Origin of the sequence: Lutibacter sp. (genome assembly GCF_041596795.1) — a bacterium.
Taxonomy (GTDB): Bacteria; Bacteroidota; Bacteroidia; order Flavobacteriales; family Flavobacteriaceae; genus Lutibacter.
The window spans coordinates 1-20283 of the sequence record NZ_JBFHHX010000053.1; the positions used below are offsets into that span (position 1 = coordinate 1).

Here is a 20283-nt window from a genome sequence, read left to right on the forward strand (position 1 = left end):
AAAAATCACATCAACTACTTATTTTATAAGCTTTTACAATTCCATCAAAAGACTTATTAACCTTTTACCAGCGCCACAAAGCTCAATTTTACTATAATCAGCGTTAATTGCTCTCGAATAAATATTTTTTACACCTACCATTTACCAACTATTTGAAATAGTGAACCTAAGGATAAAATTATTTTTATAAAACCCATTTTAATACGAAAATTGCCTCAAAATAAAAACTGTCTATTACAAAGAAACCTTTACCTCGTTTATTAAAATTTGAGAAACAAACTCCTTTAGTGGGAAGTATTTTATAATATAAACATAACAAACGCAAAAAAAACCCTCAACATAACTAAATGCTGAGGGTTGTTTAAAGAGCTTTAAAGTCTAAATTATTGAATAATTATTTTTTTATTGAAGCTACCTTTTTCAGTATTTATTGTAACAAAATAAACGCCTGAACTCACATTCATTGGGATTGATAATGCGCTTTCTTTTGAAGTGTTTTTATAATGTTTCATTACCTGACCTAATTGATTATAGATTATAACCCAATCAATAACAGTACCTGAATTGTTTGTTATTTGCAACTCAGAACTTGCATTGTTCATATATACTAGTGTGCCAGCTTGTAAAATTTCGTCTTCAACACTTAAAGAATTTGCATCTTTAAATACTAATGAATATTTAGTTTTGTATTCTCCTGCTGGTAAAGTAATTTCAAAAGGAGTGGTTGTAATATCCACCACTTGTTGAGTTGTGTTGTCCTTAATATAAATATTGGTTGCTTCACTTAAATTCTCTACAGAATCAACACTAATTTTTATTGCTGAACCACTAGTAATAATTCCTAAAGGAATTTCTTTATCTATAGATAATTCATTGGTAGCTTGAATAACATATTTATCATCTCCAATAACCCAGAACATATCATCTCCAAATATTTCATAAATTTCTGCTTCATATCCATAATCCACTTCATCGGTCGTATTTTCATCAATAGTTAATGAGATTTGTCGATAATTAATTTTAGAACCCGTAAAACCTAATCTAATTTTTTGTCTTAAATCTAAATTTGAATTATTTAATGTTGATTCAGATGAATTTTTAGAGTTTGTAGTACCCTTCATAAATACCGAACCATAATTAGATCCTGTTCTTGGCTCTTCTTCATAGAAAATTCTTTGATTATTATTAAATGTAATTGTACCACCTTTTTCACTATAAACAAAAAAGCCTTGCCCAACAGGAACATATCTACCCGGCTTTTTAGTTGCTGTTCCTGCATTACTAACACTTGAATGCGATGCTGCAATTACTCCATCTGCTTTGGTTAAAGTTGCGTATCCCGCTTGATATTGCGCCAAAATATGCGAATCATTCCCATAATGCTCCCAAAAATACAATGGCCCTGTAATTTGTGGGTTATCATCTATAAATTGGTACGCATCTATAGCCGATGGATAAGGATTCCCAACTAAATAATCGTTTCCTGCACCTATAGGTAAAGTAATAGTACCATTGTTTGGTTTACCTTGAATTATATAATTTTGATCATAAATGGTTCCTGGCCCTTTTAAAATAAAACCTTCGCCAGAATATAACTCTCCTGTACTTCTAATTTGTTGCCACTTACTATAATCTCCATCCGGAGCATCTGCATATTTATACATCCAATAAGTACTTAAGGTTATTGGTGTTGTTGTTGCACCATCGTATCCAGTATTATTAAAAGTAATAGTTTGTGGGTTTGTAGAATCCGTTCCGTCTCTTAATGATGCGGCTACAGTTGTATAATTTCTGCCCACAGTACTATTAGTGCCAGTATATACAGGAAAAGACCATTTATTGTATCTGTATTTATTTCCAACACCTTGTTGATCTCGCTCTATAATTCCTATACTAGCACTATCAAAATCACTGTCAGTGGTTTGAATTAATTGTGATTCACCATTTAGATCGAGTTTCCCATCAATTTTTAAATAATGACTCACTGTTAAACCATTTCCTGTACCACTGTACGCATCTGTTGTAGTTGGATTTGTTCCTATAGCCGTTAGTTGCTTACTTGAATCAATTAACAAACCTAGCAACTTTCTATTTCCTAAATTAGCTGTTGGTAAACTAGTATTTTCCACTGTAACATTACTGCTTATTTGTACTATATTCCAATCAACAGTAACAGCTGAATTAACAATAGACGCTGATCCAGGAATTTTCTGTGTAGTTCCATTTACCCATGTAGATTCTAAATCCCAATCTAAATTAGCTGTTGAAACATATGGTAAAGGCGCTGTTTGGTTATAAATAATATTTTTACCAACAGTTAAGTATTTTATTCGCAACCAATTTTTATTGTTTGAAGCGTCTTCAACCGTAGTTCCATAAAAATTATTAAGGTTATGATAAACTTTAATTGTAGACCAATCTACTGAACTTATAGTATTTAAAGTTACCGTTTGTGGTAAAGCACTACCTTTTACTTTTGCTGATAAATTTTCAATTTCCTGATTCATTATAAATTGAATTTGATTTTGTGCTAAAGCACTATCCCAAATTCTAACCTCATCAATATCACCATTAAACGGTGTTGAAATTGTTTTTTTATTGGTGTAAACTACACCAATAGCAAACCTATCTGTTGTATTTGTAGGCGAAGCAACAGTATGCGTGCTATCTAAAATTCCATCAACATAAATAAGTAAATTACTACCATTATTTACCGCTGCTATTTGATGCCATTTTGCATCTTTAATAGCTGTAACTGATGTTGCTCTTAAAGTTCCATTTATACGAACTTCAACATTACCAGAGCTATTTAATTTAAAATCGTACGCCGTTCCTTTAGATACAATTGTACCTCCAGCACCTAAGTTCCTTACCCAAGCCGAAACTGTAAAAGCTGAATTTAAATTAACAACGTTTTCTCCAACTAAATAATCTCCCGATGAAAAAGAAACATTATACTTTCCTGTATTTCTTGAAGCAATACCAAAAGTAAAAAACCTTGTTTCATCAAAATCGTACCAAGTTTCATGGTTAGTTCCATTTTCTTTCAATGGAATAATATCTACAATATCATTTGCTCCAAAAGCAGCTGATGATGATACTATTAAAGCATATTCTTGCGTGCTTAATTTACTTGGTAATATAGCGGTTGGTAACGATATTTTAACATCTAAAATATCATTTGAAGCGGTTGGACGACTTTCAACAATTTTCCATTTTCTATCGAAAATAGTAGTTACTGTAGTTGAAGGCGCTCCTAAATTAACAGATAACACTGTTGAACCACTTAATGCTGCATTATTATGTCCCCAAACCAAGAAATCTTTATCTGTAGTAAAAGTATTTGTATTTGCAGAGTTAGTTGCAGCAATCTCGTTTAAACCAATGGTAATTGCATTTGTATCATTTACACTTTTAGATTGTTTTTGGTTTAATTTTGAATTATCATCACGTCCAATACCAGCAATATCGTAATTATAACCCAAATTGGCAGTAGTGTTCCATATAATATTGCCTGCTGAGTCTATATAATTTTGAGTTGCTTGACCATCAGCCCCCAATGTAACTCCATTTTTTATAGCCAGATAGCTTTGTATTTTTTGTTGTCCTAAAGTTGTATTAGTTGCTCCATAACTAATAATTTCGGTGATTTTACCATCTACATATGCGTCAACATTTCCATTTAACGAAAAACGCCCAACACCAACATAAAACTGCTGATTAGAAAACTCAGAGAAATTAAGATCACCTCCATACGTATTAGTAGTTTGATTATACGATTGGCCATTAGTATTATCAATTTTTACACCATTCTTATATATTTCTGTTTGAGTTCCCGTGCTATTTGTTTTTACATTATAAATAATCACTTCATCTATGTATGATTTGGTTGTGCTTGTGAAAGCTCTTCCATATTGTTGCTCTGAAGATGCAGAAGGAGTTGTAGGCACAGAAGAAGACATGTGTGCCACCACTTCATCTGTAAAACGCAGAGAAATACTTCCTAATCCTAAACCGGTTCCATCTACATCAGGACTGTCTTTTGAAACACGCCCAGCAATTGGAACCTGTCTGTTAGTTCCTGTATTATCTATCGTTCCATTTGATTTAACAACCACAAAATAATCTTGTGAAAAATAACCTCCTTTACCTCTTAAATATTCTTTTGAACTCCTATCAAATTTAATCACTGGATTAAAATTAATGTTCTCAGTACTACTATTTTCAAATGAAGGGCTATTAGTTGTTAAGCCATTTGCATGGTTGTTAAATGCTTGATCTTGCCAGTTAGTAATATCCGTACCACTTGTTATAACTCCAATCTCTGAAGTGGCATTTAACCATAACTTTAAATTATTATTCATAGAACCTGGTCCAGAAACAGGTTGTGTTGGAGTAATAGGCGTTCCATAAATTAAAATATTATCAAATGCGGCACCATCATCTGTAGTATTAGCGTTTGAAGCAAAAACAAAACGCACTTGAAATTCATCAGTATTATTTAATTCGGTAGGCAAAGGGTTTGTGGCAGTTTCAAAAAAATTGTTATTATCAATAGTTGAATCAGTAATATTACCTGTGTTTCCAGTCCACCCATTTGAACCAGCTGCAATAGCGTTCACATTACCATTTCCATCGTACCAATTTATCCCACTGTTGTAAGAACCTAAAACAGACCAAGAACCCCAAGTTCCAGATGTTCTTTTCCTGTATTCAACCCTAACACCATCATTAGTATCTGCATCTAAATTGTAACGCACGTCTGCACTAAAGGTTAAATCTGTATAACCAACACTCGATAAAATAGGACTAGTTGCGTATGTGTACGAATTATTTGCATAATTATTATAGTTATTCGTATACCAATAGCTTCCCTCCGCATTTTCACTAGAAGCTGCTAATCCAGTACCATGTGCCCAAACAGAACCAGATCCAGTATTTGTCATAACCCAAGTACCGTTATTTTCATCAAAATTTTCGTAATAAATTGTAAACGGAGTCACCGCTAATACAGTTGCTGTTACTGGAGTTCTAGGACTTGATGTACAAGTACCATTATTAGTTTCTACATAATATGTTGTTGTAGCTGAAACTGTAGGTGAATAAGATGTTCCTGTAGCTAAAGCAGTACCACCTGTTAAAGCAGCATACCATGAAATTATACCACTTGATGCAGTTGCTCCTAAAGTTACTACACCTGCTCCTTCACGTGTATCTGGAGTTGTACTATCTATTGTTGGTGCAGCAGTAGTGGTAACACTAATAGAATTTGATGTTCCAGTACCACAAGTATTTGAAGGCGTTACAACAATGTTGCCTCCTGCAGATCCAACAGTTACCGTAATTGAATTTGTAATTCCACCTCCTGTTTGAGTCCAACCTGATGGCAATGCCCATGAGTAGGAAACACCAGATACACTTGTTACACTATACGTTTGTGATGAACCTACACACGGAGATAAAATTCCTGAAATTACACTTGGTTGCGAAGGGACTGCTGTTGTTGAAACAGCTAATGTTCTAGCTGTACCACTACCACAAGCGTTTGATGGTGTAACTCTAATGGTTCCCCCGGATGTACCTGCTGTTACAGTTATAGAATTTGTTGTGCCTCCTGCTGTTTGTGTCCAACCACTTGGTAACACCCAATTATAAGTTACTCCTGAAACATTAGTAACACTATAAGTTAAACCAGTTGTACCTTGACATACAGATGTGTTTCCAGTAATAGTACTTGGTTGTGTCGGTACAGTACTTGGTGTAACTGCAAGCGTTCTTGGCGTACCTGTACAAGTAACATTACTTGGAGTTACCGTTATATTTCCTGAACCTGAGCCTACGGTTACTATAATACTATTTGTTGTAGTTCCTCCCGTTTGTGTCCAACCAGTTGGTAATGTCCAAGAGTAGGAAACACCCGATACACTGGTTACACTATATGTTTGAGATGTACCTTGGCAAGGTGTTGTAGTTCCTGTAATAGTACTTGGTTGCGAAGGTAAAGTTGTAGTTGAAACAGCAAATGATCTGGCTGTTCCGTTACCACAAGTATTTGATGGTGTAACTGTGATGGTTCCACCGGTTGTACCTGCTGTTACAGTTATAGAATTTGTTGTGCCTCCTGCTGTTTGTGTCCAACCACTTGGCAACACCCAATTATAAGTTACTCCTGAAACATTAGTAACAGTATAGGTTAAACCAGTTGTTCCTTGACATACAGATGTGTTTCCAGTTATAGTACTTGGTTGAGAAGGTACTGTTGTTGTTGCAACAGCTAATGTTCTAGCTGTACCACTACCACAAGCGTTTGATGGTGTAACTGTAATGGTACCACCGGTTGTACCTGCTGTTACAATTATAGAATTTGTTGTACCTCCTGCTGTTTTTGTCCAACCACTTGGCAACACCCAATTATAAGTTACTCCTGAAACGTTAGTAACACTATAGGTTACACCAGTTGTACCTTGACATACAGATGTATTTCCAGTAATAGTACTTGGTTGAGCCGGCACAGTACTTGGTGTAACTGCAAGCGTTCTTAAAGTACCAGTACAAATACCATTACTTGGTGTTACCGTTATATTTCCGGAACCAGAACCTACTGTTACAGTAATTGAATTGGTATTTCCACCAGCTGTTTGCGTCCAACCAGTTGGTAATGTCCAAGTGTAAAAAACACCCAAAGTATATTCAACATAATATACTTGTGATGAACCTTGGCACGGTACGGTATTTCCTGTAATAGTACTTGGTTGACTTGGTGCTGCTAAAACAGTTACAATTGCGGTTCTGTTGGTGCTAATAGCATTGCTACAAGTACCTTTGGATAAATTTGTAATAGTTACTGTAGTAATGCCACTATAAGCAAGGTTACTAGTAGTAAAAGTACCTGTACCCGCTGTAGAAACTGTCATTGTTGCGGTATTAGCTGTTGCGGTATTGGTACCAGTTAAATTATAAGTTACGGTATAGCTACCCGTTGGTAAATTTGCTGCAGTACCTGTTAAACGTACCGTTGCTGCAGTACCAGCACAAATTGGTGTGGTTACAATGGCTGTATTAGTTAAACTATAGGTAGAACAACCGCTAATAATATTTACAGTATAATCTTCTACTTCTCCATCAAAATTTGTATCACAACTAGTAAAAGTTGAATCATCATATTTTGTTGAAACTCGCATACGAGTTGCACCAGTAGCTGCACCCACAGGCACTGTAATTGATAATGGTGATAACGATGTTGCACCATTGGTAGTACTTCCAGCTCCTAAATAATATTCTTCATTAGTATCGGTAAAATCACCATCTTGGTTCCAATCTATCCAAACATAAACATAAGTATTGTTATTATGCCTCCACTTATTTTTATTATTCTGGTATTCACCATTATTAACATATACAGTTAAAGGGTATGATGTGCCTTGAGTAACATTTGTAGATATAGCAGTAAAATCTTCATAACTAGTATTTTTTGTAACATCGGCATTGTCAATAGTATTAAAAATTACCCTAGTAATACCGGTATCTTCAGATGTGCTGCCATAAGAACTACAATAAGTTAAGGTTGAAATTCCTGTTCCTTGAACAGTAAAGGTATAAGGGTTTTCTCCGCCGGTGGTGTCATTATTGGCAATGGAAACCGTTGCCGTTCTAACACCTGTAGCAGATGGGTCAAAAGTTATTTGAAATGTAGTACTATTAGTTCCTCCACCAGCAATGTTGCCTGCAGGTATTGCAGTTACCGAAAAATCAGATGCATTTGCACCACTAATAGTAACATACGGACTTGCACCTGTTAAACTTAAATTAAGGGTGCCTGCATTTTGTATTGTAAATGTACTTACTTGGGTTCCTGATGATGTTAATACACTTCCAAAGTCTGTACCATCTGTAGTTGATGGCGTGTTATCTCCAGTAAAAATTGTATTACCTAAACCTTGTATATTAATTTCTGGCATTGGAGTTGCTGAAACTATATTAACTGTATAATCTTCTACTTCTCCATCAAAATTTGTATCACAAACTGAAGGTGCAGAACTAAATCTAACAGAAACGCGCATTCTTGTAGGACCTAAATTAGCCGTACTAGGAACCAATATACTTAAGGGGGATTTATCTGTTGCAATATTAGTACCGTTATTTGCAGTTCCTAGATCATATTCCTCATTAGTATCAAAAAAATCACCATCCTGATTCCAATCAATCCAAACTCTCGTTTCAACAGTATAGTTACCATCTGTATTTACATTTACAGTTAAAGGGTATGATATGCCTTGAGTTAAACTTGTTGATTGTGAGGTAAAATCTTCATACCCATTGTTTTTTGTAACATCGTCATTGTTAATAGTATTTAAATTTACCCTAGTAATACCGGTATCATAAAATGTGTTTCCATAAGAATCACAATATTGCGCACTACCAATAGAACTAAATAATAGTGCTACAATTACAACTATAAATAAACTAAATTTTTTCATAGGGTTTGGGGTTAATTTTATTCAGTTTGATTAAACTATTCTATAGCTTATACGCTATTTAATTAATACTATTTTTTTAGTTGCTTTTCCTAAATCTGTTTCTACAGATATATAATAAACACCTTCTTTAAAAAGAGCTGTGGAAATAGTATGAATATTGTTATATACTTTATTAATTTGTTGGGTTATCAATTTTTGACCCAATATATTTGTTATTGTTAAAGAAAACTCATTAATTTCACTTGGCATTTTAATGTTTATTTCTCCGGTTGATGACGGGTTTGGATATACTTGAAATTCACTTAATATTTCATCTTCAACCCCTAAAGAGCTATCTACCTCTGCGGTTAAAGAAAAATTATCTATTGCCATATCACTCCTAAATCCACTACCCGTAATTCCAGTAAATTTTAATTTAATAGTTTGTCCGCTATAGGCGCTTAAATCTATATCTACAACCGATTCCCAACTATTTACACTTGCACTTCCTGTAGGTTTTGTGAATATAGAAGTATATGTGATGCCATTGTCAGTTGAAACTTCTAATATTAAACTTGCTGTTGTAATATTTGACCCATACCAATGATAATAAAAACTAATTTTTGCATTTTTATAACCTGTTAAATTAAAACACGGACTTATAAGTTCAGCCTCTTTATAACTGTTATTAGTTGCTTCTGTATATAAATAATAAGACCCATTCACCGCAGAAGATGGACCAGTACTATTGGATGAAGTTGAACCACTATTAAGTGACCAATCAATATCATCTGAGGTTCCTTGTGACCATAGGCCTAAGGTGTTTTCAAAACTTTCAGAATATGGATAGGATATAACTTCACTTCCTGTACAAGGAGGTGTAACTAAAGTTGTAAAGGAAATTGAACTAGAATATTCAGATGTTGTTCCATCGCATTTAGATCTAATTTGAACTTCATAATCTGAATTAGAAGTTAACCCTGTTAAATTGTATGTTGTACCAGAAATATCAGATACACTTGTCCATGTTGATGAACTCAACAATTTATAACGCACATCATATAAGGGAGCTGGATAATCTACCCAATTTAGTGTAGCGCCTGAATCTGTTATTGAAGTTGCTGTAAGGCCTGTTGGAACACCAATTGTACATGGAACACTAATTATTTTAAAATCATCAAAAATAAACCCATTAAATGTAGTTGGATAACCATCTGCTCTATTAGTACTATCAGAATCTAAAATAAATCTAAACCTTGCAGTTGATGACTGATGCAAAAAGCTATTATTGGTTTCATCAATAAAAATTTCTTCCATTACCCATTTATTAAGCGTATTTCCATCATATAAAGCCTCACCTGTAGGTTGGTTATTTTGATCGGTTGTTGATTTACCAGTACTAGTGTTTGTACTATTACTACTACTATATCTGTTTGTTGAATAGGAAGAACCTGGTTTTGTGTATTTTCCAGTCAAAGTTGTCCACGTACTTCCGTTTGTAGATCCTTGTAATTGTACATAATCAAAATTACGCTCTAAATCCCATTTGGCGTAAAATTGCACTATAACTGACTGAGAACTAGATAAATTAACACTGTTTTTTAATACTAAATTATTATTTGTACTGGTTCTACTATGTGAATAAGCTCCAGAAGGAGAATCTGTTATTGCTGAAGTACCCGAATATGCATCGGAAGTTACTCCCCAAGAGCCAGTAGATGTCCAGTTAGTTAGGCTTGTAGGATCCGAAACATCACTAAACAATATAGATGGGCTGTAATATTTTATAATATTGGCTTTATACATTACATAACCATCATCGTTACTTACGGTTACTTGAAACTCTATTAAATCATTTGCCTGAATTGATGCATTTAACACATAAGGAACATCAAGGTTTCGTTGTTCCAATTTAGACCAGCTAGTTTGTATTGCTGGGGAAGTTATTGAGGTAATATTTGAAGAAATAGGTGTTACGGTTAAAGTAATATTACCTAGTGTTTGCCCTAAGTATTCTAATCCAAATTTTAAATTACCAGCGGTTGCGGTTATACTTGAAGGATTTAAGTCATGAAACTGCACAAACTTACCACTAAAATAGGCGTTCATAAAATTCATACGCATGGCTCTTTGTGCAATTTCATAAATTTTATCAGAATCTGGCCAAAAACCACCCTCCTCACTTGAGTTCCAAGAACCATTTTCTGGCGCTAATGCTAATATTGCCTTACCTGAGCCCGTAGAACCATTAACATCAGCAACACCTCCTAACATCCAATCACTCATATCTCCATTTGCAATGGTTAAAACATCTGGAGCTTCTCCATAAATATACCTGTTGTAACGCGTCATTTCATGACAAAATTTCGCATATTCACTTTCTCTTCCAGAAGCTGGAGCAGCAGGATATCCATTATACGCATGTGGAATTAAATTAGAGTATGCGTGATGATTCATGGCTGTTTTAAAGTTTCTTGTAGCCGAAAAATCTCTTACAATTTGAGTTTCCGGTTCAGAAAACGCAGTTGGACCTCTATAGGTATCATCAGTTACTGTACCTGAAGATCCACCATAAATTGAATTTGACCCCCAGAAATAATTGTAATTTCTATTTAAATCAACACCTCTTAAAGTGTTTTCGCCTGTATTGTAAGGACCTAGATTTTTACGTTGCAAACCTCCTCCACTAGGCGAAATTTCCTCGTTCCACCTTAACCCATCTGGGTTTGCTACTGGTATAAAATACATTTCATGATTATCAACTAAGTTTTTAATACCTGGGTCTGTTTCATAATTTTCTAATAAATACCACATGTAGTAAATTAAGTTCATCATACTACTAACTTCACGTGAGTGGGTCATACCAGTATATAACGATTCTGGTTCATTCGCTTCATCAGTACTAGCATTATCTGAAATTCTAACATAGTAAATTGGCTGCCCAGACCATTCGTCATAAGTACCACTTTTAGTATATGAGTTTCCATGTGTTTTTTGATTTGATGGAGAAGCATCGGTAATTGCAGAAATTATATTCAACCCTTTTGCATCAGAATATGCTTTCATTTTAGCTAACTCGGTAAGCATTTCACTATAAGTTAAGCAACCATTCATGCTTCCTAAAGAAAAATTTTGAGGTATTGCCCAATCAACTTCGCTTTCTCCTTCATATTGCACGTAGTTATCTATAGTTTCAGATTTTGTACTTATAGATTTACTTGAAAGCGCATATGCTGCTTTTTTTTGTTCCAGCTGCTTTTTTGCTAAGGGTAATTCTGTTTTTGATTTTTCTTTATAATAAGCAATTAAATCATCAACTAAAACAGTGTAATTAATACTTTTACTATCTAACCCATTTAGTTCACTTTCACCAAGCTCTAATACTAAATTATTATTTGCATCTCTTGCAGCTCCACAAGCTAAATCAATACCCACTTCTTTAATTTGAAGTAAATCAGAATAAGAAGGATTATTTATTTTTATCCTTTTTGAAATAATTTGTGATTGTTGACTTTTTTGAGAAAATGCAAATAACGAAACTAAAAGACAGGTGCTTACCAACAACTGTTTAAATTGGGGTTTAAAGGCGGACATAGAAAAATAAATATTTTAGGGTTTAAATAGTAATCCAAATTTTACTGGATTAATTTTTAACGAAACCAAAAATAAATATTTTGCGTAAATAATCAAGCTATTTTTTAAAAAAATAAGACTGCAACTTGTTGAATATTAGCTAATTAGTATGTTTTAAAAAACACTAATTAACCGTTTGTTTATGTTTTTATACCATTTATTTGAAAATATGTACAATTAGTTGTGTTTATCAACAGAAGTCTCACTATATATTTTTTTGAATTACATACCTTAAATTATGTTAATTTTTACTTTTTTTTCAAAAAAAATAAACTTTTTAATACATAATAACGGTAACCTATAATATTTAAAACAAAAAAACCCGTAAACCAAATTTGATTTACGGGTTTTTAAACTAAAAACATTATTTATTTACTCACTTATTTATTATTAATATAAACTCTTTTTATAACTCTTCCTAACTCAGTATTTACTTGCACCAAACATACACTATCACTTTGATTTAACGACAACTCGGTTGTTTTTGAATTAGAATTAATACTCCAGCTATTAATGTTTTGTCCTAATTTATTATATAAAACTACATTGTATAATTTTAGTTCTTTTTGATTTTTTATATTTAATAAACTTCCATTCTTATTTACATAAATTACCAATTTTAATTTATCTTCTTTTTCATTTTCAAAAGCAGCCTCATCTGTAGTTGTTGTATCACTTTCTGCAACAGTACTATCTTCGGTAGATGAATCTGCAGTTACAGTATCACTTTCTGCCACAGTACTATCTTCAGTAGATGAATTTGCGGTTGTTGTATCACTTTCTGTTGTTGTGCTATTTTCAGTAGATGAATCTGCAGTTGTTGTATCATCAGTACTTGTTGAATTATCTGCTGTTGTTGTATCACTTTCACTAGATGTACTAGAATCAGTTGAAGAACTTGTATCGGTATCTGTAGATGTATTTGCATCTGAAGTTGTAGTAGTATCGGCTACAGTTGCATCTTCAGTTGTTGTAGTTTCTACTGCACTTATAAATGTAATGGCAAATCTTTCATGATATTCTCCAGCAGCTAAATTAATTGTAAAATCAGCTTGTTGTAAATCATATACAATATTTGTTACCTTATCTATTAAACCAACTTTTATACCATCTATTGGATTCACAATTTCATCTATTTTTATTGTAATATCACCACCTGCAGTAATTATACCTAAGGAAACTTGTTTTCCAACAAATACTAAGTTAGTAGCTTGAATTACATATTTTTTTGAATTGATTAACCAATACATATCGTCGCTAAAAATTTGATATATCTCACCATCATAACCCCAATCAAAACCATCTGTAGTTTTTTCATCAATAGTTAGTAAAATTTGACGATGATCTATTTTTGGAGCATTAAATCCAATTCTATATTTTGGTCTTGTATCACCTCCATAAACTGAAGTTGGCTTATTAAAAATTGATGTATTTTTTATTGCTGGAGTTTCAGTTTTGTTGCTTGAGTAAGTAAGAGTTGAAAAGCATAAACTTAAAAGAATAATAAAAGTAATTTTTTTCATAACATTGGGGTTTTAGTATGTTATATTAAAATTGAAATAGTTTTTTTGTCAAATTTTTATTTTAGTTAGAAACAAATTAAACTTTTTCTTGGTTAGTAAGATGTTTTTTATTTTATACCATAAATTTAAGTATTAAAAACATATAAAAAAAGATAAATCACGTTTATTTTACCATTTATTGTAAAAAACATACCATTTATTTATTTTAATTTACGTTTTATAGTACCATACAACATCCAAAGCCCTTGATATTACTGAGAAAATTCTAAAAAATGCCAAAAATTAATAAAATTACCATTTGTTGTAAAAAACATACCATTTATTTGTTTTTTAACCTATTTTTTCCTTTTAAACCAACATTAAAAAGCAAAATAAACCGTTGTAAAAACAAAAAAGGGAGGCAAATTTGCCTCCCTTTTTTGTTTTTATACTCCAAATTTTAGTTTAGAACCATTTTTTTTGTAAAATAACCATCCTCAGTATCAACTTTAAGTATATACAACCCAGCAGAAACATTTACAGAAAGGTTAGATTGCTTAACCGAACTATTTACCTCAAAAGAATCAATGTTTTGACCTAAAATATTATATAAGCTAATTCCATTTATTTTTAGTAGTTCATTATTATTTATCACAATAGATTTATCATTTTTATTAAAGTAAATTAAAAAATTAGTATTTAAAACTTCATTTTCCACCGAAAGAGATGTATTTGGTTTAAAAGTAATTGAATATTTATCATGATATTCTCCCGCCGGTAAATCTACTTTATAAGCAGCATTGGTAATATCAAATTCTTCATTAGTGTCATTATCTTTTAAATACACAGCTAAATCGTCTTCATTGTATTCTATTTCATCTACCATAATACTAATTTCACCGCCTGCTGTTGTAATAACACCTACAGGAATTTCTTTATTTACTTCTACTACGTTAGTGACCTGAATAACATACTTTTTATTTTCAATTAACCAATACATATCATCTTCAAAAATTTGATAAATTTCAGCATCATAACCCCAATCGTAACCATCTGATCCAAGTTCATCTATTGTTAATAGTAATTGACGATGATCAATTTTTGGAGCATCAAACCCAATTCTAAATTTTGGTCTTGTATCGGCCTCAACTTTACTTGTTGCTGTTGTTTTACCACTTACACCTTTCATAAAAACAGAGCTTCCTCCTGCCTCGGTTTCAAAAACGCGTTGACTATTTTTAAAAATAATTTCTCCGCCATCAGCATCTCCTTGTACAAAAAATCCTTGAGCCACAGGAATATATTGACCAGGTGTTTTAATTGCTGTTCCTCCAGAACTTACATTTGGATGAGCAGAAGCTTTAATTCCACCACCTAAGCTATAAGTTCCATAACCAGCCTGATATCCTAATAGGTTATGTGTATCTCCACCATAATGCTCCCAATAGTAGATTGCTCCTGTTATAGAACCGGTTCCAGCTGGACTATTATCTAAAATAAATTTTTTACAATCTATTGCAGAAGCATAAGGATTACCAACTAAGTAATCATTCCCTCCTGAAACTGTTAAAGTAACATCTCCATTATTAGGTTTTCCTACAAACACATAATTTTGGTCCGATGAACCTGGTTCTCCGGTTCCTTTCATAATAAAACCTTCTCCTTCTACTAAATTTCCAGTACTTCTAATTTGTTCCCAAGCGCTATAATCTCCATCGGGAGAGTCTGCAAATTTATACATCCAATAAGTACTTAAGGTCATTGGAGACGTTGCTCCATCATACGTACTATTATTATATACAATAGCTCCAGGAGCTGCTGCATTTGTTCCATCTTGTAAAATATCAGCTATGGTAAATGTAGTTCCCGCAGAAAAACCTGTTTTTATTACTGGCGAAGACCAAACATTATATCTGTATTTATTTCCTGTACCTTGCTGATCTCTTTCAATATAACCTGTACTTGCATTATCCAAATCACTGCCAGTTGTTTGCACTAATTGCGATTCACCATCTAAATCAATTACACCATTTAATTTTAAATAATGTGATATTGTTAAATGATTATCGGCATTTATAGATAATTCATTTGCATTATTTAATAGCCCTAAAACAGTAACTCCTCTGGTTGCATTAATAATGTTATTAGTTTCCACAATATTCCAATCAACCGGAGTTCCAAAAACCGATGAATTTGGTAAATATTGTACCGCATTATTTAACCAAGTTGCTGGTGTATCCCAATTTCCATTTGATGAAGATTCATACGGAAGCGGTGCTGTTTGTGTTTCAACTATTTGTTTATCTATAGTTAGGTATTTAATTCTTGCCCAATTTTTATTATCAGAATTATCTTCAACGGTAGTTCCGTAGAATGAATTCATATCATAATAGGCTTTTAAATTACTCCATGATTTTGAGCTAATATCATTTTTTGAAATAGAATTTGGAATTATTTTACCATTAACAACGGTACTAAAATTTTCAATTTCTTGATTCATAATATATCTAATTTCAGTAACTGAAAGGCTTGTATTCCATAATCTAACCTCATCTACAGCTCCATCAAAAGAAGTAATATTTGCTTTATCTAAATATAAAGCACCTATTGTAAATCTATAGTTAGACACTGTTGGGTTACTTAACGCATTTACAGTTTTATCCAAAACACCATCAATATATAAATTGGCAGATCCAGCACTAAAAGTTAATGCTACGTGATGCCATTTTGAATCTGGTATTGCATTGTTTGATGTAAATTGATTAGGTCCGTTCCAAGCAACTTCAATATAATTACTGCTGTTAACTTTTAAATTATAACCAGTTCCTTTTGATATAAAACTACCACCATTTCCGTTGTTAAGTATCCAAGCAGAAACCGTAAAATCTGAACTTAGCTCTAAATTTTTATCACCAATAATAAATTCGCCAGTATTAAAATCTAATCTTCTTTTTTCAACAACTCTGGTTGCTTTTGCAATGGTAAAGTATTTAGTGTTATCAAAATCGTACCAAACTTCAGAATTTGAACCGTTCACCGTTAATGGTACAACATCAATAATATTAGCAGCTGCAAAATTTGAGTCATTAGATACAACCAACATATATTCCTCGTTTGCGGCTAATGCAATATTACTTGTTAGGCTAGCTGTAGGAATTGATATTACAACTTCTGGTACATCATTTTGAGATTCAATTATTTTCCATTTTCTTGAAACTGGTGTAAATGTAGTTGTTGAGCCACTTAAATTTACACTTCTGGAAACTTCTGAACTTGTATTAAAATTACCATTATTATTTCCCCAAACTAAAAAATCTCTATCAGTTTTAAAATTATTAGGATTTAAATTATTGGTTAATGCTACTTCGCCCAATCCAATAGCAACTAAACTACCTGAATTTACACTTTTAGATTGTTTTTGATTTAATTCAGATTGATTATCCTGCCCAATTCCAGCTATATCATAATTAAATCCATTATTAGCTGTAACATCCCAAATAACCGAGCTATTAGAATCTAAATAATTTACATCTGCCAACCTAGAATTTGAACCAGTATGTAATGTTATTCCATATTTTATAGCTAAATAACTTTGAATTTTTACTCTTGCATTTGCATCGTCTTTTTTAGATGAATAGGTAATAATTTCACAAATTCTACCATCAAAACTTCCACGGTACGATTGACTTCTACCAATCCAATATTTAGAATTACTAACGTTTACAAACTGAGGAACTCCAACCTCTGTATTTCCAACATTTCTACCATTATAATTCAACAACTGTCCATTTGGCGATGTATCGGCATTGTTTTTAGCGTTAATAATCCCAACATTATCATACGTATCAGTTGTGCTTACATGAGCCACACCATAACCTCTACTATTTACTGGAGTAGAAGCAGCATCTGCCGTTGAAGAAATAGCAAAAGCTAGCATTTCATTAGAATATCTTACTGAATAATTACCCCAGCCAATACCGGTAACATCTTTATCTGTATTTTGTGAGGTATCAGCATCGCCACAAAACATATCCATTGCTCCAAAAGAACTACTTACAGTACTATTTGGAATTGCCACAACAAAAATATCTTGCGTATAAAATCCTGATGAACCTTGTAAATACTGTTGAGGCGTATAATTGTAATTTGTTTCGTACGGAGCATTAGGTGTATTACTAAAATCAACTATTGGGTTAAAATTAATATTTCTTGTTGCATTATCATTAAATTTTGGAGCTTGTGAGGTTAAATTAACAACTGCGTTTGATCCAGTTCCATTATCTGTCCAAGTTAAAACACTTTCTCCATCAGAGTAACTTAAACCATCATTGGCTTTTAACCACAAACCTAAATCGGAATTTACACCTCCAGGACCAATAAAAGCCGAAGCGCTACTTCCTGTACCTTGAATAGTAAAATTAAAAGGGTTTTCATTGCTATCATTATTTGCTATTGAAATTATTGCTTGCACAGTTCCTAAAGCAGTTGGATTAAACCTAACGGTAAAAGTTAAATTTGAACCACCACTTGCAATAGTTGAAGAACTTGGCTGCACAACTACAGTAAAAAAAGAACTTCCAGAAATTGAAACAATAGGCGAACCTGATAAATTTAATGTTGAAGTTCCAATATTGCTAATGGTAAAAGTTTTTTCGATATAGGTAGAAATTAACACATTTTGAAAGTCTGTATTATCGGTAGCAGTTGGAGAAGTATTACCATCTGTTATAGAAATGCCATTCCCCAAAACTTCAATTTCAGGACCTGAAGCGTAGGTTACTGTTAAAGATATATTATCTATTGCCATATCTCCTCTGTAACCATTATTAGTTGTTCCCCTAAATCTAATATTAATTGTTTGACCTACATATGCACTTAAATCTAAATTTACTGTTGTCCAACTTGCTCCATTACCAGTTTGCACTTGCCCAGATTGTGACCAAATATTATTAGTAAATGATGTACCTCCATTAGTACTAATATCAACTGCTAAAGTTCCCATATCAATTCCATACATGTGATACGAAAAAGCAAAGTTAGAACTTGTTGTTCCTGTTAAATTAAACGAAGGACTAACTAAATTAGCCGTTTTGTTGGGATAATTTGGGCTTGAAGACTCAACATACATATAATATGATCCGGCTGCACCAGTTGAAGGACCAGTACTTCCAGAAGGTGTTCCTCCAGAATCTCTAGTCCAATTAAAATCATTCCCAGCGCCATCTGTCCAGCTATCTGAATCCAACTCAAAACTTGCGGAATGTATTGTTGTTTGTGAATTTGCCATAAAAGACCAAAAGCACAAAAATGTTAAAATGGTAATTGTTTTTTTCATAACATAGGGGTTTGTAATGTTATTTTAAAAAAGCTATTATAAAGTAAAAACTCTTATAGATTCATTAATTTTTAAAAAGTTAAATAATTAAATTAATAGTGGTGTTTTTGATACTACATACCAATAATGGGGCTAACTGTTTTTATAAGTTACAACTTATAAAACACTCTATAATTTTTTAAAATTTAGAATTTTTGGAGTATAAAATTGTGTAGATGTATTTTCATGTTATAGGGGTTTTGAACTATCAAATTTATTAAATATATTTATAACTACCTAATTTTCAGTGTTAAATAAAGTTTTACTAAATAGTATATTTACTTAACTATAATTTTATTATTTATAATTCCTTGGTTAGAATTTAATTGAACAAAATACAATCCTGAAGCTAAATTAACAGGAATTGATATATTAGTATCTTCAAATTCTCCCTGAATATTTTTAACAACCTGACCTAAATAGTTTACAATTGTGGCTGTACTAATTTTCAAAGATTCTTTTTTCCGGATTTGTAATTCTGAAATTTCATTATTCATAAATATTTCATAGTTTGTAGGTAAAATCAAAGCTTCAGTTTCTATACTTACAGCTTCTTCATTTATTACTTCTGTTGATTTAAAAACAAGTGAAAATCTATTTAAATATTCTCCTGCAGTTAAATTTATATCAAGCGATTGATTTGTAAGTTGAACCAAAGAATTATCTACAGTATCTTTAAAATAGATTTCAAATTTTCCTGCAATATTTTCTAAAGAATCTATTTTAACATTTAACAATCCGCCTAATTTTGTTTTAATCCCTACTGGAATTTCCATATCATTAGTAATTTCATTTATTCCTTGAATTCCAAACTTTTTATCATTAATCATCCAAAACATATCATCATCTAATAAATCATATACTTCGGCATCAAATCCCCAATCTACATTTTTTGTAGCTCTTTCATCAACTGTTAATAATATTTGCCTGTGATCTATATTAGAAGAATTAAAACCAATTCTAATTTTTAATCTTTCATCGTTAGTGGTTTTTAATGCTGTACTTGCATTCCCTTTCATAAATACCGAATTTACGCTGTCTTCTACCTGAAATACACGTTGTCCGTTATTAAATTGTATTTGCCCACCATCACTATCACCAGTTACAAAAAAGCCTTGACCAACAGCTATATAACTTTTAGGAGTTTTTACAGACGACCCCAAACTACTTACATTTGAATGTGCACTTGCAGGAGTTCCACCACCTAAATTATACAAGCCATAACCAGCCTGATAATCTTTTAAATTATGAGAATCTCCCCCATAATGTTCCCAAAAATATAAGGTTCCATCTTTTATTGAATTGGCATTATCTAAAA

The 20283-nt window shown here is 32.4% G+C and carries 5 protein-coding genes; all 5 read right to left on the reverse strand.

The window, feature by feature from the left end; translation table 11 throughout:
* Nucleotides 1–383 precede the first annotated feature (383 nt).
* Entirely contained in the window at nucleotides 384–8477 is an 8094-nt protein-coding gene (locus tag ABY298_RS08040; protein ID WP_372745507.1) for a GEVED domain-containing protein, read from the reverse strand.
* Nucleotides 8478–8531: 54 nt separating this feature from the next.
* Entirely contained in the window at nucleotides 8532–12050 is a 3519-nt protein-coding gene (locus ABY298_RS08045; RefSeq protein ID WP_372745508.1) for a M14 family zinc carboxypeptidase, read from the reverse strand.
* Between the two features lie 419 nt (nucleotides 12051–12469).
* Entirely contained in the window at nucleotides 12470–13612 is a 1143-nt protein-coding gene (locus ABY298_RS08050; RefSeq protein WP_372745509.1) for a hypothetical protein, read from the reverse strand.
* Nucleotides 13613–14051: 439 nt separating this feature from the next.
* Nucleotides 14052–18926: a LamG-like jellyroll fold domain-containing protein gene (locus tag ABY298_RS08055; RefSeq protein ID WP_372745510.1), complete on the reverse strand. Its 4875-nt coding sequence runs from the start codon at nucleotides 18924–18926 to the stop codon at nucleotides 14052–14054.
* A 317-nt stretch (nucleotides 18927–19243) separates the two neighbouring features.
* Nucleotides 19244–20283, reverse strand: a 1040-nt coding sequence (locus tag ABY298_RS08060; RefSeq protein ID WP_372745511.1) for a T9SS type A sorting domain-containing protein, incomplete at its 5' end; no start/stop codon positions are given.